The sequence below is a fragment of the Rhodococcus koreensis genome, assembly GCF_017068375.1.
Taxonomy (GTDB): domain Bacteria; phylum Actinomycetota; class Actinomycetes; order Mycobacteriales; family Mycobacteriaceae; genus Rhodococcus_F; species Rhodococcus_F koreensis.
Genome location: NZ_CP070609.1, coordinates 7766651 through 7785516 on the forward strand (window position 1 = coordinate 7766651; position 18866 = coordinate 7785516).

17 protein-coding genes and 2 tRNA genes are annotated in these 18866 nt (G+C 66.8%); 12 read left to right on the top strand and 7 right to left on the bottom strand.

Features of this window, described 5'->3' with window-relative positions; all coding sequences use genetic code 11:
• Positions 1 to 96 precede the first annotated feature (96 nt).
• Positions 97 to 1941, bottom strand: a complete 1845-nt coding sequence (ilvD, locus tag JWS14_RS35165; protein ID WP_072937748.1) for a dihydroxy-acid dehydratase — start codon at positions 1939 to 1941, stop codon at positions 97 to 99.
• A 52-nt stretch (positions 1942 to 1993) separates the two neighbouring features.
• Positions 1994 to 2491 carry a PH domain-containing protein gene (locus tag JWS14_RS35170; protein ID WP_072937749.1) on the bottom strand — a complete coding sequence of 166 codons (498 nt, stop codon included), beginning with the start codon at positions 2489 to 2491 and terminating at the stop codon, positions 1994 to 1996.
• A gap of 267 nt (positions 2492 to 2758) precedes the next feature.
• On the opposite strand from JWS14_RS35170, the gene JWS14_RS35175 reads away from it, so the two are divergent.
• The 5 genes from JWS14_RS35175 to JWS14_RS35195 all read left to right on the top strand — a co-directional run bounded on the left by JWS14_RS35175 (position 2759) and on the right by JWS14_RS35195 (position 9151).
• Positions 2759 to 4702: an acetolactate synthase large subunit gene (locus JWS14_RS35175; RefSeq protein ID WP_072937750.1), complete on the top strand. Its 1944-nt coding sequence runs from the start codon at positions 2759 to 2761 to the stop codon at positions 4700 to 4702.
• Positions 4699 to 5202, top strand: a complete 504-nt coding sequence (gene ilvN, locus JWS14_RS35180) for an acetolactate synthase small subunit (protein ID WP_005240383.1) — start codon at positions 4699 to 4701, stop codon at positions 5200 to 5202. Before JWS14_RS35175 ends, ilvN begins: the two co-directional genes overlap by 4 nt.
• 49 nt (positions 5203 to 5251) lie before the next feature.
• Positions 5252 to 6253: a ketol-acid reductoisomerase gene (gene ilvC, locus JWS14_RS35185; protein ID WP_174705454.1), complete on the top strand. Its 1002-nt coding sequence runs from the start codon at positions 5252 to 5254 to the stop codon at positions 6251 to 6253.
• Positions 6254 to 6477: 224 nt separating this feature from the next.
• A complete protein-coding gene (serA, locus tag JWS14_RS35190; RefSeq protein WP_072937752.1) occupies positions 6478 to 8073 on the top strand; it encodes a phosphoglycerate dehydrogenase in 1596 nt (531 codons plus the stop codon).
• 67 nt (positions 8074 to 8140) lie between these two features.
• Entirely contained in the window at positions 8141 to 9151 is a 1011-nt protein-coding gene (locus JWS14_RS35195; protein ID WP_095860790.1) for a 3-isopropylmalate dehydrogenase, read from the top strand.
• Here JWS14_RS35195 and JWS14_RS35200 read toward each other — a convergent pair.
• Positions 9148 to 10392, bottom strand: a complete 1245-nt coding sequence (locus tag JWS14_RS35200; protein ID WP_072937754.1) for an MFS transporter — start codon at positions 10390 to 10392, stop codon at positions 9148 to 9150. The genes JWS14_RS35195 and JWS14_RS35200 overlap by 4 nt on opposite strands.
• Before the next feature lie 115 nt (positions 10393 to 10507).
• Here JWS14_RS35200 and JWS14_RS35205 point away from each other — a divergent pair, with 115 nt between their 5' ends.
• From JWS14_RS35205 to JWS14_RS35220, 4 genes are all read left to right on the top strand, one after another.
• Positions 10508 to 11281 carry a fumarylacetoacetate hydrolase family protein gene (locus JWS14_RS35205; protein ID WP_072937755.1) on the top strand — a complete coding sequence of 258 codons (774 nt, stop codon included), beginning with the start codon at positions 10508 to 10510 and terminating at the stop codon, positions 11279 to 11281.
• A 73-nt stretch (positions 11282 to 11354) separates the two neighbouring features.
• The gene (gltX, locus tag JWS14_RS35210; protein ID WP_095860788.1) at positions 11355 to 12830 is read left to right on the top strand and encodes a glutamate--tRNA ligase; all 1476 of its coding nucleotides are present in this window, start codon (positions 11355 to 11357) and stop codon (positions 12828 to 12830) included.
• Between the two features lie 143 nt (positions 12831 to 12973).
• Positions 12974 to 13045 (top strand) — tRNA-Gln (locus JWS14_RS35215).
• A gap of 76 nt (positions 13046 to 13121) precedes the next feature.
• Positions 13122 to 13194, top strand: a tRNA-Glu gene (locus JWS14_RS35220).
• 63 nt (positions 13195 to 13257) lie between these two features.
• Here JWS14_RS35220 and JWS14_RS35225 read toward each other — a convergent pair.
• The 3 genes from JWS14_RS35225 to JWS14_RS35235 all read right to left on the bottom strand — a co-directional run bounded on the left by JWS14_RS35225 (position 13258) and on the right by JWS14_RS35235 (position 14770).
• Positions 13258 to 13425, bottom strand: coding sequence for a DUF5302 domain-containing protein (locus JWS14_RS35225; protein ID WP_015890240.1), 168 nt, complete (start codon positions 13423 to 13425; stop codon positions 13258 to 13260).
• 86 nt (positions 13426 to 13511) lie between these two features.
• Positions 13512 to 14030: a pyridoxamine 5'-phosphate oxidase family protein gene (locus JWS14_RS35230; protein ID WP_072937757.1), complete on the bottom strand. Its 519-nt coding sequence runs from the start codon at positions 14028 to 14030 to the stop codon at positions 13512 to 13514.
• A 38-nt stretch (positions 14031 to 14068) separates the two neighbouring features.
• Positions 14069 to 14770 (bottom strand): IclR family transcriptional regulator, encoded by a 702-nt coding sequence (locus JWS14_RS35235; protein WP_015890242.1) that lies wholly within the window; start codon positions 14768 to 14770, stop codon positions 14069 to 14071.
• Between the two features lie 138 nt (positions 14771 to 14908).
• Here JWS14_RS35235 and leuC point away from each other — a divergent pair, with 138 nt between their 5' ends.
• The 3 genes from leuC (at position 14909) to JWS14_RS35250 (ending at position 17823) form a co-directional block, all read left to right on the top strand.
• Positions 14909 to 16330: a 3-isopropylmalate dehydratase large subunit gene (gene leuC / locus JWS14_RS35240; RefSeq protein ID WP_072937758.1), complete on the top strand. Its 1422-nt coding sequence runs from the start codon at positions 14909 to 14911 to the stop codon at positions 16328 to 16330.
• Positions 16331 to 16357: 27 nt separating this feature from the next.
• Complete coding sequence (gene leuD, locus JWS14_RS35245) at positions 16358 to 16966, top strand: 3-isopropylmalate dehydratase small subunit (protein ID WP_072937759.1); 609 nt, start codon at positions 16358 to 16360, stop codon at positions 16964 to 16966.
• Positions 16967 to 17124: 158 nt separating this feature from the next.
• Positions 17125 to 17823, top strand: a complete 699-nt coding sequence (locus JWS14_RS35250; protein WP_072937760.1) for an HU family DNA-binding protein — start codon at positions 17125 to 17127, stop codon at positions 17821 to 17823.
• A 103-nt stretch (positions 17824 to 17926) separates the two neighbouring features.
• Here JWS14_RS35250 and JWS14_RS35255 read toward each other — a convergent pair whose 3' ends face one another.
• Positions 17927 to 18862, bottom strand: a complete 936-nt coding sequence (locus JWS14_RS35255) for an NUDIX hydrolase (protein ID WP_072937761.1) — start codon at positions 18860 to 18862, stop codon at positions 17927 to 17929.
• Positions 18863 to 18866: the final 4 nt, after the last annotated feature.

Here is an 18866-nt window from a genome sequence, read left to right on the forward strand (position 1 = left end):
TTCGCGGTCGCACCGACGACGGAAGCCGGGTGCCGCGGCAGGAAACCTGCTGCGGCACCCGGCTTCGTGAGTGCCCGGTGCTGTCGGTGCGTGCGGTCAGGGAACCTGGCGGACCGCGCCCTTGTCGGCGGACGTCGCCAGTGCGGCGTACGCGCGCAGGGCCGTGGTGACGGTCCGTTCGCGGTTCACCGGCTGCCACGGACGCTCGGACGACTCCATCTTCGCGCGACGCTCGGCGAGCACCGCGTCGTCGACGAGGAGTTTCAGGGTGCGGGTCGCGATGTCGATGAGGATCTGGTCGCCGTCCTCCACGAGGCCGATGGCGCCGCCGCTGGCGGCTTCCGGGGAGATGTGGCCGATGGACAGCCCCGAGGACCCGCCGGAGAAGCGGCCGTCGGTGATCAGCGCGCACTTCTTGCCGAGGCCGGAGCCCTTGAGAAATGCGGTGGGGTGCAGCATCTCCTGCATGCCCGGGCCGCCCGCGGGACCCTCGTAGCGCACGACGAGGACCTCACCGGGCTGGATCTTCTTGCCGAGGATCACCGACACCGCCTCCTCCTGGGATTCCACGACACGCGCGGGTCCCTGGAAGTGGAACAGGTCTTCGTCGATGCCTGCCGTCTTGATGACCGCGCCGTCGACGGCGATGTTGCCGCGCAGCACGGCCAGGCCGCCCTCGACCGTGTGCTTGTGCTCGAAATCGCGGATGCAGCCGTTCGCGGCGTCCGTGTCGAGCGACGACCAGCGGTTGTTCGTCGAGAACGGCTCGGTGGTGCGGACGCCGCCGGGAGCGGCGTGGAACAGTTCGACGGCCTCGTCGGATGCCTTGCCGGACCGGATGTCCCACGTGTCGAGCCACTCGTCGAAGCTCTTCGTGTGCACGGTCGACACGTCGCTCTCGAGCAGTCCCGCCCGGCGGAGTTCGCCGAGGATCGCGGGGATTCCGCCCGCCCGGTGCACGTCCTCCATGTGGTAGTCCGAGTTGGGCGAGACCTTCGACAGGCACGGAACCTTGCGGCTGATCTCGTCGATCTTGTCGAGGTCGAAGTCGTAGACCTCACCCTCCTGCGCGGCCGCGAGGGTGTGCAGCACCGTGTTGGTGGAACCTCCCATCGCGACGTCCAGCGCCATCGCGTTGCGGAACGCGGCAGGCGTCGCGATGTTGCGGGGGAGGACGGAGTCGTCCTCGTCCCGGTAGTACCGCAGGGCGGACTCGACGACGGTGGTGCCCGCGCGGGTGAACAGTGCGCGCCGGGCTTCGTGGGTGGCGAGCGTCGAACCGTTGCCCGGCAACGCCAGACCGAGCGCCTCGGTGAGGCAGTTCATCGAGTTGGCGGTGAACATGCCCGAGCACGAGCCGCACGTCGGGCAGGCGCTGCGCTCGACCTCGGACAGCCCCTCCTCGTCGACCTCGTCGTTGGCGCTCGCCGAGATCGCCGTGATGAGGTCGGTCGGTGCCTGGGCGACACCGTTCACCACGACCGCCTTGCCCGCCTCCATCGGCCCGCCCGAGACGAACACGGTGGGAACGTTCAAACGCAGTGCGGCATTGAGCATTCCGGGGGTGATCTTGTCGCAGTTGGAGATGCACACGAGTGCGTCGGCGGTGTGCGCGTTGACCATGTATTCGACGGAGTCGGCGATGATCTCCCGGCTGGGAAGGGAATACAGCATGCCGCCGTGTCCCATCGCGATGCCGTCGTCGACGGCGATCGTGTGGAATTCGCGAGGTACACCACCGGCGGCGCGGACGGCGTCGGCGACGATGTCGCCGACGTTCTTGAGGTGGACGTGCCCGGGAACGAACTGCGTGTACGAGTTGGCGATCGCGACGATCGGCTTCCCGAAGTCGGAGTCGGTCATTCCGGTGGCGCGCCACAGTGCGCGGGCGCCTGCGGCATTTCGTCCTGCGGTGGTGGTTCGGGACCTCAGCGGGGGCATGAGCGTATTCCTTAGTCAGCGTACGGAAGTACTGACAAACGCTACTCGCGCACTATTCCCCGTCTGTGTCCGGCCGGTTCTTCGCCGGCTGCTCGCCGTTCGATTCGGCGTCGGCATACTGGGCCGCTTCCTCCGCCGCGGCCGCTGCCGCGTAGGGGTCGGTGATGCGGCCGCCGCTTGCCTCGGCGATGTCGGGGAGCCGGTCGAACGTGACGACGGGAAGGGTGACCTCGCCGCCGTCGGCCAGTGTCGCCCGGGCCCAGCCGCGCTTGGGGAAGCGGAATCCGGCGATCTCGGACCATGAGAGGGACCGTCCGCCGAACAGCCGGCGCACCTCGAGTCCGTCGGGCGTGACCGTGGTGCGCACCCGCGCGACCCAGGCCACCGCGACGATCGGGGCGATCACGAGCCAGCCGAAGGCGGCGGGCCAGCCGAAGACGGGGAACGAGACGGCGAACAGGAGGAAGGCGCATCCCAGATAGGCGAGGGGAGAAATCCGGATGACCTGCTTGGGCGGGTTCGTCGTGTGGGATGATGATTCTGGTGGCACGGGCTGCTGCGGAGTTGACACCTCTACATCTTCGCACCGCAGCCGACGTATCTCATATTCTGGGACGGCCGACTCACCAAGTTGACTGTTCACCATTAGCGCGCCTACCGTCGAGCGCGTGAAACAGAATGAGTTGCTCGTAATCGGCCGGCGCGTCGTCGCCTGAGTCGATTTCTTCAACTCGCCAGATAACGACGCGCCACCCTCGTACAGCATCAGCTGACGGGGGTTTTTTGTTGCCCGGAGCCAGAATCAGAGGATTTCCCAGTGAGCGCACCAACCGCACGGCCTCAACCCACGCCGCGCAAGTCGGGGGCAGCAAGCCCGACGACCGCGGCCGCCGCGACGCAGACCGGTAGCCGCCGCCAACTCGCCCCCGAGCGGGTCAGCGGTGCCCAGTCCGTGGTCCGAGCCCTCGAGGAGCTCGAGGTCGACACGGTATTCGGCATTCCGGGTGGTGCCGTTCTGCCTGTCTACGACCCGCTCTTCGACTCGAAGAAGGTCCGGCACGTGCTCGTCCGTCACGAGCAGGGTGCAGGTCACGCCGCCACCGGGTACGCCCAGGCGACCGGCAAGGTCGGCGTCTGCATGGCGACGTCCGGTCCCGGTGCGACGAACCTGGTGACGCCGCTCGCCGACGCGCAGATGGACTCCGTTCCGGTCGTGGCCATCACCGGTCAGGTCGGCCGCGGGCTCATCGGCACGGATGCGTTCCAGGAAGCCGACATCTCCGGCATCACGATGCCCATCACGAAGCACAACTTCCTCATCACCGACGGCGTCGACATCCCCCGGATCATCGCGGAGGCCTTCTACCTCGCCTCCAGCGGTCGTCCCGGCGCGGTGCTCGTCGACATCCCGAAGGACGTCCTCCAGGCGCAGACCACGTTCTCGTGGCCGCCGGAGATGCGGCTGCCCGGATACCGTCCCGTCACGAAGCCGCACGGCAAGCAGGTCCGCGAGGCCGCTCGCCTGATCGCCGACGCGAAGCACCCGGTGCTGTACGTCGGTGGCGGCGTGGTCAAGGCCGAGGCGTCTCCGGAACTGCTCGAACTGGCCGAGCTCACCGGCATTCCGGTGGTCACCACCCTCATGGCGCGCGGCGCGTTCCCGGACAGCCACACGCTGAACTGCGGCATGCCCGGTATGCACGGCACGGTCGCGGCGGTGGCGGCACTGCAGCGCAGCGACCTGATGATCACGCTCGGCGCGCGCTTCGACGACCGCGTCACCGGTCAGCTCGATTCGTTCGCCCCCGACGCCAAGGTCATCCACGCCGACATCGATCCGGCGGAGATCGGCAAGAACCGGTACGCGGACGTCCCGATCGTGGGCGACTGCAAAGAGGTCATCGTCGAGCTGATCGAGGCGATCAAGGCCGACCTGGCCACCGGAACCACGCTGGACCTCACCGAGTGGTGGGCGTACCTCGACGGGATCCGCCGCACGTACCCGCTCAGCTACGACCGTCCCTCCGACGGCGCGCTGTCCCCGGAATACGTGATCCAGTCGGTCGGCAAGCTCGCCGGTCCCGACGCGATCTACTGCGCCGGTGTCGGCCAGCACCAGATGTGGGCCGCGCAGTTCGTCAACTACGAGAAGCCGCGCACCTGGCTGAACTCCGGCGGTCTCGGCACGATGGGTTACGCCGTGCCCGCCGCGATGGGCGCCAAGATGGGCATGCCCGACACCGAGGTGTGGGCCATCGACGGTGACGGCTGCTTCCAGATGACCAATCAGGAACTCGCCACCTGTGCGCTCGAGGGCATCCCGATCAAGGTTGCGCTCATCAACAACGGCAACCTCGGCATGGTGCGCCAGTGGCAGACGCTGTTCTACGACGAGCGTTACTCCAACACGAACCTCGGCACGCACGGCGCAGTCCGCATCCCCGACTTCGTGAAGCTCGCGGAGGCGTTGGGCTGCCACGGCATTCGCGTCGAGCGCGAAGAGGACGTCGAGGCGGCGATCCGTGAGGCGCAGGCCATCAACGACAAGCCGGTGGTGATCGACTTCATCGTCGGCGCCGACGCCCAGGTGTGGCCGATGGTCGCGGCGGGCACGAGCAACGACGAGATCATGGCGGCGCGGGGCATCCGTCCGCTGTTCGACGACGACGAGGCGGCCGCCGAGCCGGCCGTCATTCACGAGGCCATGGAGCGCGAGCAGCGTTCGGGCACGGCCGCAACGGCCGGGGAGGAAGATCAGTGAGCACCAGCCACACCCTCAGTGTTCTCGTCGAGGACAAGCCGGGCGTGCTGGCCAGGGTGGCCGCGCTGTTCTCCCGTCGTGGGTTCAACATCGAGTCGCTCGCCGTCGGTGGCACCGAGCTTCCCGAGATCTCCCGCATGACCATCGTCGTGACCGTCGACGAGTTCCCGCTCGAGCAGGTGACCAAGCAGCTCAACAAGCTCATCAACGTCATCAAGATCGTCGAGCAGGACGGTGAGGCCTCCGTCGCCCGCGAGCTGGTTCTCATCAAGGTGCGAGCCGACGCCAGCGTGCGCACGCAGGTGATCGAGACGGTGAATCTGTTCCGCGCCAAGGTGATCGACGTCTCCCCGGAGTCGGTCACGATCGAGGCGACTGGAACGCGATCCAAGCTGGATGCGCTGCTGCGGATGCTCGATCCGTACGGCATCCGGGAGATCGTGCAGTCCGGGGTCGTGGCCGTGGGACGGGGGCCTAAGTCCATCACGGCCACTCGCTAGTACTTTAGATACGCAAATCCAAGAAAGAGGTTGAACTGTGGCAGTCGAGATGTTCTACGACGACGATGCCGATCTGTCGATCATCCAGGGCCGTAAGGTCGCTGTGATCGGTTACGGAAGCCAGGGCCACGCGCACTCGCTGAGCCTGCGCGACTCGGGCGTCGATGTGCGTATCGGCCTCAAGGAAGGCTCGAAGTCCCGCGCGAAGGCCGAGGAGCAGGGCCTGACCGTCGGTACCCCCGCCGAGGTCTCCGAGTGGGCCGACGTGATCATGGTGCTCGCACCCGACACCGCGCAGGCGTCGATCTTCAAGGCGGACATCGAGCCGAACCTGAAGGACGGCGACGCGCTGTTCTTCGGACACGGCCTCAACATCCACTTCAAGCTGATCGAGGCTCCGGCCAACGTCACGGTCGGCATGGTCGCCCCCAAGGGCCCGGGCCACCTGGTGCGTCGTCAGTTCGTCGACGGCAAGGGTGTCCCCGCGCTCATCGCGATCGACCAGGACCCGAAGGGTGAGGGCCAGGCTCTCGCGCTGTCCTACGCCAAGGCCATCGGTGGCGCCCGCGCCGGCGTCATCAAGACCACGTTCAAGGAAGAGACCGAGACGGACCTCTTCGGCGAGCAGGCCGTGCTGTGCGGTGGCACCGAGGAACTGGTCAAGACCGGTTTCGAGGTCATGGTCGAGGCCGGCTACGCGCCCGAGATGGCGTACTTCGAGGTCCTGCACGAGCTCAAGCTCATCGTCGACCTCATGTACGAGGGTGGCATCGCCCGCATGAACTACTCGGTGTCCGACACCGCGGAGTTTGGTGGCTACCTGTCCGGCCCGCGCGTCATCGACGCCGGCACCAAGGAGCGCATGAAGGCGATCCTCGCCGACATCCAGTCGGGTGAGTTCACCCGCCGTCTCGTCGCCAACGTCGAGAACGGCAACACCGAGCTCGAGGGTCTGCGCAAGGCCAACGCCGAGCACCCCATCGAGGTCACCGGCAAGAAGCTGCGCGACCTGATGAGCTGGGTCGACCGGCCGATCACCGAAACCGCCTAGGTTTCACCGCTTTACAGCTCCACCGCAACACCGGCCCGATGTCGCGTCGGCCTCGTCGGAGGTCTCCGCAGCGACATCGGGCCGGTGTTGTTTCGTGCCCGTTTCCGTTGTTGCAGGCGTCCACTATGTGGTATCGCAGACCAGGATGCGGTTTCCCTGTGAGGGCGGACTAAGCTGTGTGTGGTTAAAACACCCCCACGCCCACCTATTCAGGGAGTTTGCACGTGAGCCAGCCAGGCCGTCCTGTAGTTCTGATCGCCGACAAGCTCGCGCCGTCCACCGTCGAGGCATTGGGCGACGGTGTGGAGGTGCGATGGGTCGACGGACCTGATCGCCCGGCCCTGCTCGCGGCGGTGCCCGAGGCCGACGCGATCCTCGTCCGTTCCGCCACCACCGTCGACGCCGAGGTCCTGGCGGCCGGTACCAAGCTCAAGATCGTCGCCCGCGCCGGCGTCGGCCTCGACAACGTCGACGTTCCTGCCGCCACCGAGCGCGGTGTCATGGTCGTCAACGCCCCGACGTCCAACATTCACACGGCCGCCGAGCACGCCGTCGCGCTGATGCTCGCCACCGCCCGCCAGATCCCCGCCGCGGACGCCACCCTGCGCGACCGCGAGTGGAAGCGCAGCAAGTTCAACGGCGTCGAGATCTTCGGCAAGACCGTCGGCGTCGTCGGCCTCGGCCGGATCGGGCAGCTGTTCGCGCAGCGCCTCGCCGCGTTCGAGACCCACGTCATCGCGTACGACCCCTACGTGTCGGCCGCGCGCGCCGCGCAGCTCGGCATCGAACTCGTCACGCTCGACGAACTGCTGAAGCGCGCCGACCTCATCTCCGTGCACCTCCCCAAGACCCCCGAGACCAAGGGGCTGCTCGGCACGGAGAACCTGGCGAAGACCAAGAAGGGCGTCGTCATCGTCAACGCCGCCCGCGGCGGCCTGATCGACGAGGCCGCGCTGGCCGAGGCCATCAAGTCGGGTCACGTGCGCGCCGCGGGCCTCGACGTGTTCGAGACCGAGCCGTGCACCGACAGCCCGTTGTTCGACCTGCCCGAGGTCGTCGTGACGCCGCACCTCGGCGCGTCGACGAGCGAGGCCCAGGACCGCGCGGGCACGGACGTCGCGAAGTCCGTACTGCTGGCTCTCGCAGGCGATTTCGTCCCGGATGCCGTCAACGTGTCCGGTGGCGCCGTGGGCGAGGAAGTTGCCCCGTGGCTCGAAATCGTCCGCAAGCAGGGTGTGCTTCTCGGCGCACTGTCGGGCGAACTGCCCGTCAGCCTGTCCGTCGACGTGCGCGGCGAGCTCGCATCCGAGGACGTCGAGGTGCTCGCGCTCTCGGCTCTGCGCGGCGTGTTCTCCGCCGTCATCGAGGACGCGGTCACGTTCGTCAACGCCCCCGCCCTCGCGGAGGAGCGCGGTGTCACGGCAGAGGTCACCAAGGCGGCCGAAAGCCCCAATCACCGCAGCGTCGTGGACCTGCGCGCCGTGTTCGGCGACGGCAGCGTCCTCAACGTCTCGGGCACGCTGACCGGCCCGCAGCAGGTCGAGAAGATCGTCAACATCAACGGCCGCAACTTCGAACTGCGCGCCGAGGGTCTCAACTTGCTGGTCAACTACACCGATCAGCCCGGCGCACTGGGCAAGATCGGCACGCAGCTCGGCAATGCCGGCATCGACATCCAGGCCGCGCAGCTCAGCCAGGACGCCGAGGGTGAGGGTGCGACCATCCTTCTCCGCGTCGACCAGGAGGTGCCGAGCGAGGTGCGGGACGCGATCTCCACCGCCGTCGGCGCCACCAAGATCGAGCTCGTCAACCTGGCCTAATCCCCACTGTGCGCGTGCCACGACCCTGTCGTGGCACGCGCACGGCTCTATGTGAAGTGAGGCGTTCATGAAGCTTGCGGTCATTCCGGGTGACGGCATCGGTGTCGAGGTCACGGCCGAGGCGCTGAAGGTGCTGCGGAAACTTGTCCCCGATCTCGAGACCACCGAGTACGACCTCGGTGCCCGTCGATACAACGCCACGGGGGAGTTGCTCCCGGACGCCGATCTCGCGGCGATCCGCGAGCACGACGCGATCCTGCTGGGCGCCATCGGCGACCCGTCGGTCACGCCGGGCGTGCTCGAGCGTGGTCTGCTGCTGAACATGCGGTTCGCGTTGGATCATCACGTGAATCTGCGTCCGTCGCAGCTGTATCCGGGATCGAAGTCGCCACTCGCGGCGCAGCCGGACATCGATTTCGTGGTGGTGCGCGAGGGCACCGAGGGCCCGTACACCGGTAACGGTGGCGCGATCCGTGTCGGCACTCCGCACGAGATCGCGACCGAGGTGTCGATCAACACGTGGTTCGGCGCCGAGCGGGTGGTGCGGTACGCGTTCGCCCTCGCACAGACCCGGCGCAAGCACGTCACCCTGATCCACAAGACGAATGTCCTCTCCAACGCCGGTGCGATCTGGACGCGTGCGGTGGAGACGGTGTCGGCCGAGTATCCGGACGTGGAGACGGCGTACTGCCACATCGACGCGGCCACCATCTACATGGTCACCGACCCGTCGCGCTTCGACGTGATCGTCACGGACAACCTGTTCGGCGACATCATCACGGACCTCGCGGGTGCGGTCACGGGCGGTATCGGCCTGGCGGCGTCGGGGAACATCGACGCCTCGGGGACGAACCCGTCGATGTTCGAACCGGTGCACGGCAGCGCCCCGGACATCGCGGGCCAGGGGATCGCGGATCCCACGGCGGCCATCCTGTCCGCGGCACTGCTGCTGCGTCACCTCGGCCGGGAGGGCGACGCGGCGCGCATCGAAGCCGCGGTCGAGGCCGATCTGGCGTCCCGGGGTGACTCGAAGGTCGTCACGTCGGAGGTCGGCGACCGGATCGCCGCGGCCCTCTAGGTCCGGGCTTCGGCCCTGTCTCCCTCGATCCCCGTGGCCCGGTCTTCGGACCGGGCCACGGGGATCAGTGGTATCGAGGCGGCCGGGAATCCCGCGGCTATCGCGAAAGTCACCGGGAATCCGACGATTCCGATCAGTGCGCCGAACACCGGGGGAACGATCGAGGCCGCGACGAACTGTCCGGTGTTCTGGACTCCGAGGGCGCGCCCACCCCAGAACGGGCCCGCGATCTCGGCGACGGCGGTGAAGGCGAGCCCGTTCGGTGCCACCGTCGCGACGGACGCCGCGAGCAGCGCCACGATCGCGAGAGGCGAATCCATCGCGTCCGTCACGGCGAGCGCCGCCATCGACAGTCCGCCGCCGGCCGCGACCCAGCGGAGCGGACGCATGCGGCTGCCCACCACGTCGGACCAGAAACCGACGCCCATCCGGCCGAACGCGCCGAGGATCTGGGCGAGGGTCACGATCAGGCCCGCCGCCGTTGCTTCCCAGTGCCTTTCGGAGATCAGCCACACGAGTGCGTACGTCCACACCGTGTACTGCGGCACGACGAGCAGCACGGAGACGGCGTGGATGCGCCACAGTGTGCCGCTGCTGCGGTACGGATTCGTGAGCATGCCGAGATCCGCCGCGTCGCTGCGACTCGGCCGGGGCGGATCGACCACCCAGAGTGCGCAGGCCAGCGCGGCGGCGGCGCACAGGGCGGCGGGCAGCGCGAGCGCCCATCCGATGCCGTGGTCGTGGGCGACCGAGGGGAGCGTCAGCGCAGCGCAGGCGATGCCGAGCGGCAGTGACATCTGCCGGATGCCCATGGCCAGGCCGCGGCGCTCGGGAGGGAACCATCCGACGACGACGCGTCCGCTCGCGGCATTCGCCGAGGCCGCCGCCGTGCCGCCGAGCAGCAGGAAGACCGCGGTGGCCGTGAGCGATCCGGCGAGGGCCGCGCCCACGCCCGCAGCCGCGGTGGTCGCCATGCCTGCGGCCAGCACCCTGCGTTCGCCGTAGCGGTCGGCCAGTGCGCCCCACGCGATCAGCGTCACCATGACCCCGAGGGTGGGTGCGGCGACGACGAGTCCGGTGCGGGCGAGGCTGAGCCCGTGGTTCGCCTGGAGTTCGGGGATGAGGAAGGCGACGCCGTTGACGAAGACCGCCTGTGCGGCCTGGGCGAACATCCCGAGGGCGAGCATCCACCATCTGCGAGCAGTTCCGACGGCGGACGCGGTGTCGATCGATGCAGTCATGTCATCTCAATATCTAGGATTCGATTCTCATATAGTGGCGCTGGTTCGGAGTCTATACCCCGCGTCGTCCGGCGTCCCGGCACGGCGGTGAACCCGGGCCGATAGACTCGGCGCCATGCGTCTTGGTCGAGTGGCAAGTCCCGATGGTGTTGCGTTCGTCAGTATCGAAGGAGACGGGGAGTCCCGGATCGCGAAGGAGATCGCCGAGCATCCGTTCGGCAACCCGACTTTCACCGGCCGGAGCTGGCCGCTCGCCGATGTGCGACTGCTGGCCCCGATCCTCGCCAGCAAGGTCGTCGCCATCGGAAAGAACTACGCCGCCCACGCCGCCGAGATGGGGGGAGAGGCACCGGCCGATCCTGTGATCTTCCTCAAGCCCAACACCTCGATCGTGGGCCCCGACGCTGCGATCGTCCTGCCGAAGTCCTCCAACGAAGTTCACTACGAAGGGGAACTCGCGGTCGTCATCGGGCGCCCCTGCAAGGACGTGCCCGCGGCCAAGGCCCTCGACGTGGTGCTCGGCTACACGGCGGCCAACGACGTGTCGGCCCGTGACCATCAGCGCCACGACGGTCAGTGGACGAGGGCGAAGGGCCATGACACGTTCTGCCCGCTGGGGCCGTGGATCGAGACCCAGCTCGACGCGTCCGACGTCGACATCACCACCGAGGTCGACGGGGTGGTGAAGCAGCGGAGCAACACTTCGCTTCTGCTGCACGACATTCCGAAGATCATCGAATGGGTGTCGGCCGTGATGACGCTGCTCCCGGGCGACGTCATCCTCACGGGTACCCCGGAAGGAGTCGGTCCGATCGTCGACGGCCAGAGCGTCAGCGTGACCATCGGCGGCATCGGCACCCTCACCAACCCGGTGACCGCCAAGCGCTGACGGCTCTCGTGTCGATATCGGGAGCGGACTAGCCTGTAGGAGTCCGTTTTCCCAGCGTCGACCCAAGTGAGCCATGACCACAAGCGAAGTTCGCGTCCGTTTCTGCCCGTCGCCCACCGGAACCCCGCACGTGGGGCTCGTCCGAACCGCCCTGTTCAACTGGGCGTTCGCCCGACACAACGGCGGGTCGTTCGTGTTCCGCATCGAGGACACCGATGCTGCCCGTGACAGTGAGGAGTCGTACCAGGCGATCCTGGACGCGCTGCGCTGGCTCGGACTGAACTGGGACGAGGGCCCGGAGGTCGGGGGACCGTACGAGCCGTACCGCCAGTCCCAGCGACGTGACCTGCACCTGGACGTCGTCGCGAAACTGCTCGCAGCGGGCGAGGCGTACGAGTCGTTCTCGACGCCCGAGGAGGTCGAGGAGCGGCACAAGGCCGCCGGCCGCGACCCCAAGCTCGGCTACGACAACTTCGATCGTGACCTGACGCCGGAGCAGCGGCAGGCGTTCCTCGACGAGGGCCGCAAGCCCGTGGTCCGGCTCCGGATGCCCGACCACGACCTGACGTGGGACGACCTCGTGCGCGGTGAGACGACGTTCAAGGCCGGCACCGTGCCCGACTTCGCGCTGACCCGCGGCAACGGGATTCCGCTGTACACGTTGGTCAACCCCGTCGACGACGCGTTGATGAAGATCACACACGTCCTGCGCGGCGAGGACCTGCTGTCGTCGACGCCGCGGCAGCTCGCCCTCTACGAGGCGATGCAGCGGATCGGCGTGGCCGATTTCACACCGAAGTTCGGGCACCTGCCGTTCGTCATGGGGCAGGGCAACAAGAAGCTGTCCAAGCGCGATCCCGAGTCGAACCTCTTCATCCATCGCGACCGCGGTTTCGTCCCCGAGGGATTGCTGAATTACCTGGCGCTGCTGGGCTGGGGTATTTCGGACGACCACGACGTGTTCTCGCTGGACGAGATGGTCGCGGCCTTCGATATCTCCAAGGTCAATTCCAATCCGGCCCGGTTCGATCAGAAAAAGGCCGACGCGATCAACGCCGAGCACATCCGGCTGCTCGAGCCCGCCGATTTCGCCGCGCGCCTGCGTGCGTTCCTCACGCTCCACGGCCACCTCGGGGAGACGGTGGACGAGGCCGTCTTCGCGACCGCCGCCGATCTGGTCCAGACGCGCATCGTGGTCCTGTCCGACGCGTGGGATCTGCTGAAGTTCCTGTTCGTCGAGGAGGCCGACTTCGCGATCGATCCGGCCGCCGCGGCGAAGAACCTGGGGGCCGACTCCGCGCCGGTTCTCGACGCCGCCCTCGCATCGCTGGACGCAGTCGGTGCGTGGGACGCAGCGTCGCTGGAGGAGGCCCTCAAGACCGCTCTCGTGGACGAACTGGGCCTCAAGCCACGTAAGGCGTTCGCTCCGGTGCGGGTGGCCGTCACGGGCTCGCACATCAGCCCGCCGCTGTACGAATCGATGGAACTGCTCGGTCGCGACGTGTCGCTGTCCCGGCTGCGTTCCGCGCGGGCCGGCATCGCCGGCTGACACCGCCGCCCTCGGGCCGAAAAGGGTGCAAAAACAGCCTCTGACCATACGATTTGGTAAATCCCGGCAGTAGGCTGGTAATCTCTTCTTCGGCCCGAGGCGGGCCGCAGAGCCCAGAAGCTCAGCGGTTCGAGAACGGCCATTGGGGTATGGTGTAATTGGCAACACAGCGGTTTCTGGTACCGCCATTCTAGGTTCGAGTCCTGGTACCCCAGCGGAAGTTCGGCCGATTTTGACTCCGAACTTCTGGAAGCTATGCTTGCTGAGCTTCCAAAGCAAGACAAAGTTCCTGGCCCCGTCGTCTAGCGGCCTAGGACGCCGCCCTCTCAAGGCGGTAGCGCGGGTTCGAATCCCGTCGGGGCTACAAAGAGAAACACCCTCCGAGTAATCGGAGGGTGTTTCTTCATATAAACGGACGGTCCGTCGTTTATCCGGTCTTGCGGCGGAATTCGCGTTTGTGATCGGCAGGCCCGTGGGCCTCGTGCACCTTGGAATGCGCGTCCTTGTGATCGGCGGACAGACCGGCCTGATGATTCTTCCGCTCGAGTGCTTCGCGGAATTTCTTTTTCGTGTCCTCGTTATCGGCGTCAGTCACGGTGAACTCCCTCGGGTAGTCGGTTCACTCTGTGAAGCTACGCCGAGGGCACCGAGAATTCTCCTGTTTTTCCGCCCTGCCCGGTGTCAGGAGCGACGGTCGGCCGTCTCCAGGTACGCCGCGGTGGTTCCGCCCACCGGCATCGCGGGAAGGCCGAGCTTGGCGTGGTCCCAGCTCCTGATGCGTTCGGGAACGATCCGCACGACCACCCGCTTGTGCAGCAGCTGATCGATGGCGGGACGCAGATCGTCGGTGTAGGGCCCGGTGTAGCGCTCCCACACGCTGACGCCGACGGCGAACATCGCATCGGGGTCCTCCACGATCTCCGCCCGGCCCTCGACCGAAATTCCACGCAGGGTGTCATACGTCTGGCCGTCCTCGATCAGGACAGTGACCCGGTCGTCGCGGCGCAGGTTGACCGCCTTCTGCGATTTCGTCTTCGTCTCGAACCAGATCTCGCCGTCGATCACGGCGTACCACATGGCGACCAGATGGGCCCTGCCGTCCGCTGCCACCGTTGCCAGGGTGGCGATCCGGCTCCGGTCCACGAATTCGGCGATCTCCGAATCCGTCATCGTGATCTGCGATCGTTGGTTCTTCCCCATCGGCTTCTCCTGTCGCGGTGAGTGTCGGTCGTGAGAGGTCAGAGTCTCTTGTGCAGCGCCTCCGCGGCGGCGAGGAGGTCGGCCGCCCACCGGGCGCCGGGGCGCCTGCCCATCCTGTCGATGGGGCCGGACACCGAAATCGCCGCGATGACAGCGCCCGCGGAGTCCCGCACGGGTGCGGCGACACTGGCGACGCCGGGTTCACGCTCGGCGGCGCTCTGTGCCCAGCCGCGGCGGCGGACCTCGAGCAGGACGCGCTCGCCGAACGCCGCGTCGGGAAGAACCGTGCGCTGGGTCTGCGGGTCGGCCCAGGCGAGGAGGACCTTGGCGCCCGAGCCGGCGCTCATCGGGAGGCGTGCCCCGACGAGAACGGTGTCTCGGAGGCCGGTGGGTGGCTCCATCGCCGCCACGCAGATGCGTTGCGTGCCTTCCCGGCGGTACAGCTGCACGCTCTCGCCGGTGATCTCGCGCAGACGCGGAAGGACGAGAGCCGCCGCCGAGACGAGCGGATCGTTAGCCGTTGCAGCGAGTTCGGCGAGGCCGGGACCGGGGCACCACAGCCCGTCGGAGTCACGCGTCAGGAGGCGGTGGACCTCGAGTCCGACGGCCAGCCGGTGGGCGGTGGCGCGGGGGAGTCCGGTGCGCGAGCACAGTTCGGTGAGGCTGCAGGGCTTCTCGGCCACGGCGTGGAGTACGCCCACCGCTTTGTCAAGGACCCCGATGCCGCTATGCTGTCTCATAGGTCGATACCACTTTCTCGCATACTGGGATCATAGCGCACCTTCGTCTCACGTCGAGTGCGTGTCCGGGAAGAGGGTAACGACAACAAGCGCACGGCGGACCAGTCCGAAGCCCGCGGTGCGAGAGGACACACAGAGGTGGAGAAGATGGCCGAGAAAGCACGCACCCTGGCAGAGAAGGTGTGGGACGACCACGTCGTGGTCCGGGGTGAGGGAGACAACCCCGACCTCATCTACATCGATCTGCATCTCGTTCACGAAGTGACGAGTCCGCAGGCATTCGACGGACTTCGACTGGCGGGGCGCCCGCTCCGCAGGCCCGACCTGACGATCGCCACCGAGGACCACAACGTCCCCACCGTCGACATCGACAAGCCGATCGCGGACCCCGTCTCCAAGACTCAGGTGGACACGCTCCGGCGCAACTGTGAGGAATTCGGCGTCCGGCTGCACCCGATGGGAAACATCGACCAGGGCATCGTCCACGTCGTCGGCCCGCAACTCGGTCTCACCCAGCCCGGTATGACCGTGGTGTGCGGCGACAGTCACACGTCCACCCACGGCGCCTTCGGTGCGATCGCGATGGGTATCGGCACCAGTGAGGTCGAACACGTCATGGCGACGCAGACGTTGTCGCTGCGTCCGTTCCGGACGATGGCGATCACCGTCGACGGCGAATTGCCCGAAGGCGTGACGAGTAAAGATCTCATTCTGGCCGTCATCGCGAAGATCGGAACCGGCGGAGGCCAGGGCTACGTCCTGGAGTACCGCGGCGAAGCGATCCGGAAGATGTCGATGGAAGCGCGGATGACCATCTGCAACATGTCGATCGAGGCGGGCGCGCGGGCGGGCATGATCGCCCCCGACGAGATCACCTACGAATTCATCAAGGGACGCCCCCACGCGCCGAAGGGCGCCGACTGGGACGCCGCGGTGGAGGCCTGGGAGCAGTTGAAGACCGACGAGGGTGCGGTTTTCGACAACGAGGTCCACATCGACGCGAGTTCGCTGACGCCGTTCGTGACCTGGGGCACAAACCCGGGGCAGGGTCTGCCGCTCGGCGAGACCGTGCCGGATCCTGCGCAGATCGTGGACGAGAGCGAGCGTCACGCCGCGGAGAAGGCGTTGACCTACATGGGTCTCGAAGCCGGAACTCCGTTGCGTGACGTGGCGATCGACACGGTCTTCGTGGGTTCGTGCACCAACGGCCGGATCGAGGATCTGCGGGCCGTGGCCGACGTGTTGCGCGGAAGGCACGTCGCCGACGGGGTCCGGATGCTGATCGTGCCGGGTTCGATGCGCGTCCGCGCCCAGGCCGAAAAGGAGGGTCTCGGCGAGATCTTCACCGCCGCCGGCGCCGAATGGCGGCAGGCGGGCTGCTCCATGTGCCTCGGCATGAACCCGGATCAGCTCGCGCCCGGCGAGCGTTCAGCCTCCACGTCCAACCGCAATTTCGAAGGCCGTCAAGGCAAGGGCGGGCGGACTCACCTGGTTTCGCCGCTGGTCGCCGCCGCGACCGCAGTCCGGGGAACCCTGTCCGCGCCGACAGATCTGGCCTAGGACCCAAGGAATTTAGGAGATTTTTCGATGGAATCCTTTAGCACACACAAAGGTATCGGCGTTCCGCTGCGGCGATCCAACGTGGACACGGACCAGATCATCCCGGCGGTCTACCTGAAACGAGTGACCCGCACCGGTTTCGAGGACGGTCTGTTCGCCGCGTGGCGGAACGATCCGAACTTCGTCCTCAACGTCGCCCCGTACGACAAGGGCAGCGTTCTGGTCGCGGGACCGGACTTCGGCACGGGCTCCTCCCGGGAGCACGCCGTGTGGGCGCTATCCGACTTCGGATTTCGGGTCGTCATCGCGTCTCGGTTCGCGGACATCTTCCGGGGCAACGCCGGCAAGGCCGGTCTGCTGGCCGCCCAGGTGTCCCAGTCGGACGTCGAACTGCTCTGGAAGTTGCTCGACGAACAGCCCGGTCTCGAATTGATCGTCGACCTCGAGAACAAGACCGTGACCGCCGGAACCACCGTGGTGCCCTTTGCGATTGATGACTACACACGGTGGCGTCTGCTCGAAGGTCTGGACGACATCGGATTGACATTACGGCAGGTAGAAGCCATTTCCGAGTTCGAAAAGGCAAGGCCTTCTTGGAAACCTGTGACTCTTCCGGAGCCCACTTCCGCCGACTGAAAGTTGGAATCGGAGCCCTGTCTCCCAGATAATAAGTTCCTGAGAATGGTGCCGCGTTGTTTGAGAATTGGCGTGGCACATAGACTCCTGCGGTATTCAGGTTTACCGTAGTTCGTAGTCGGTCCGATGATGGACCATTAGTTCGCGGAGGAATTTCAATGAATAAGGCAGAGCTCATCGATGTTCTGACCGAGAAACTGGGCACGGACAGGCGCACGGCAACGGAAGCTGTCGAGCATGTCGTGGACACGATCGTCCGGGCAGTGCACCGCGGCGACAGCGTGACCATCACCGGTTTCGGCGTCTTCGAGCAGCGGCGTCGCGCGGCACGTGTCGCACGTAACCCGCGCACGGGTGAGACCGTCAAGGTCAAGCCGACGTCGGTGCCGGCGTTCCGTCCGGGCGCTCAGTTCAAGGCGGTTATCGCTGGCGGCCAGAAGCTTCCGGCCACCGGTCCGGCAGTCAAGCGCGGCGCAGCGGCGCCCGCCACCAAGGCCGCCGCCAAGAAGGCTGCTGCCAAGAAGACGGCCGCGAAGAAGACCGCCGCCAAGAAGGCTGCACCGGCCAAGACGGTTGCAGCGAAGAAGACTGTCGCGAAGAAGGTCGCTCCCGCCAAGACTGCGGCAGCGAAGAAGACTGTCGCGAAGAAGGTCGCTCCGGCCAAGACGGTTGCCGCGAAGAAGACTGCAGCCAAGAAGGCTCCGGCCAAGACTGCGGCGGCGAAGAAGACCGTCGCGAAGAAGGTCGCTCCGGCCAAGACGGTTGCCGCGAAGAAGACTGCAGCCAAGAAGGCTCCGGCCAAGACGGCTGCAAAGAAGACCGCAGCAAAGAAGGCTCCCGCGAAGCGCGCCAAGTAAGACAGCGCACACGGGTCTTCCCGAACACAGACAGGCGCCGACCCTGGGGGTTGGCGCCTGTCTGTGTCGTTGTCGTTCCCGGACGAAATCCGGCCGGCGGCTCTCAGTCCTTGCGCGTGGGAGGCAGGGGACTGTCGAGGTGGTCGGCGGCGATGAGTTTGCCCCCGGACAGTGAGAGCACCCAGGTGCTCGCCTTTCTGTTCCGTGCCGGGGGGAGTGCGACGCCGTCGATGTCCGCCCACCAGTCGAGCAGATCGGGAATGACGCCACCCTGGCTGCAGATCACCTGAACCCCGCCGAGTGCGGCGATCTTGCGGACCCGGGTACGGGTGGCCGCCGGGTCGGCGGTGTAACTCTCCTCGGACAGCAGCGGATCCAACCGGACGGTCGTGTCCAGCGCGCGGGCCAGCGGCTCGACCGTCTGTGTGCACCGCGTTCTGTCGGCCGACGTGATGTCGGTGGCCCCGAACGCCTCGAGCTGGGCTACGAGGGCGTCGGCCTGGAGTATGCCGTTCGCATCCAGGGGCCGTGTGGCGTCGTCGCCCCTGTACCGTTTCCGGCTTCCCGCCTTGGCATGCCGGACCAGGAGGACGGTCGCGGTGTCGGGCGGTTGAGCCGTGAAACGGCGGAGCATCTTGCGATCCATGGGATAGGACAGCTGATCGGCCACGTCGGATACGGGAAGCCACCGCATCAGGTCCACCTCGCTGTTGGGGACGAATTCGCCCGCGCGGGCCTCGGCCGCCCAGTATTCGACTCGTTTCAATCGGCGGTGCCCGGGAATCGGATAGGTCAACGCGCCGAGATGCCTCCCGAGACGCCCGCGAATACCCGTCTCTTCTTCCACCTCGCGCAGTGCTGCCACCACCGCGGTTTCGCCGGGGTCGAGTTTTCCCTTGGGAAACGACCAGTCCTCATACTTGGGCCGGTGAATGACCGCGATCTCGATCTCGTCGGGATTCTCGGGAGACTTTCGCCACAGCACTGCTCCCGCCGCGAAGATATTGGCTTTGACCGGTTTGCCGGGTGTGCTGCTCACCGAG

Coding starts and splice junctions, on each gene's coding strand:
- ilvD (WP_072937748.1), bottom strand. CDS start 1,941: ATGCCCCCGCTGAGGTCCCGAACCACCACCGCAGGACGAAATGCCGCA.
- ilvC (WP_174705454.1), top strand. CDS start 5,252: ATGTTCTACGACGACGATGCCGATCTGTCGATCATCCAGGGCCGTAAG.
- JWS14_RS35195 (WP_095860790.1), top strand. CDS start 8,141: ATGAAGCTTGCGGTCATTCCGGGTGACGGCATCGGTGTCGAGGTCACG.
- JWS14_RS35200 (WP_072937754.1), bottom strand. CDS start 10,392: ATGACTGCATCGATCGACACCGCGTCCGCCGTCGGAACTGCTCGCAGA.
- JWS14_RS35205 (WP_072937755.1), top strand. CDS start 10,508: ATGCGTCTTGGTCGAGTGGCAAGTCCCGATGGTGTTGCGTTCGTCAGT.
- gltX (WP_095860788.1), top strand. CDS start 11,355: ATGACCACAAGCGAAGTTCGCGTCCGTTTCTGCCCGTCGCCCACCGGA.
- JWS14_RS35230 (WP_072937757.1), bottom strand. CDS start 14,030: ATGGGGAAGAACCAACGATCGCAGATCACGATGACGGATTCGGAGATC.
- JWS14_RS35235 (WP_015890242.1), bottom strand. CDS start 14,770: ATGAGACAGCATAGCGGCATCGGGGTCCTTGACAAAGCGGTGGGCGTA.
- leuD (WP_072937759.1), top strand. CDS start 16,358: ATGGAATCCTTTAGCACACACAAAGGTATCGGCGTTCCGCTGCGGCGA.
- JWS14_RS35250 (WP_072937760.1), top strand. CDS start 17,125: ATGAATAAGGCAGAGCTCATCGATGTTCTGACCGAGAAACTGGGCACG.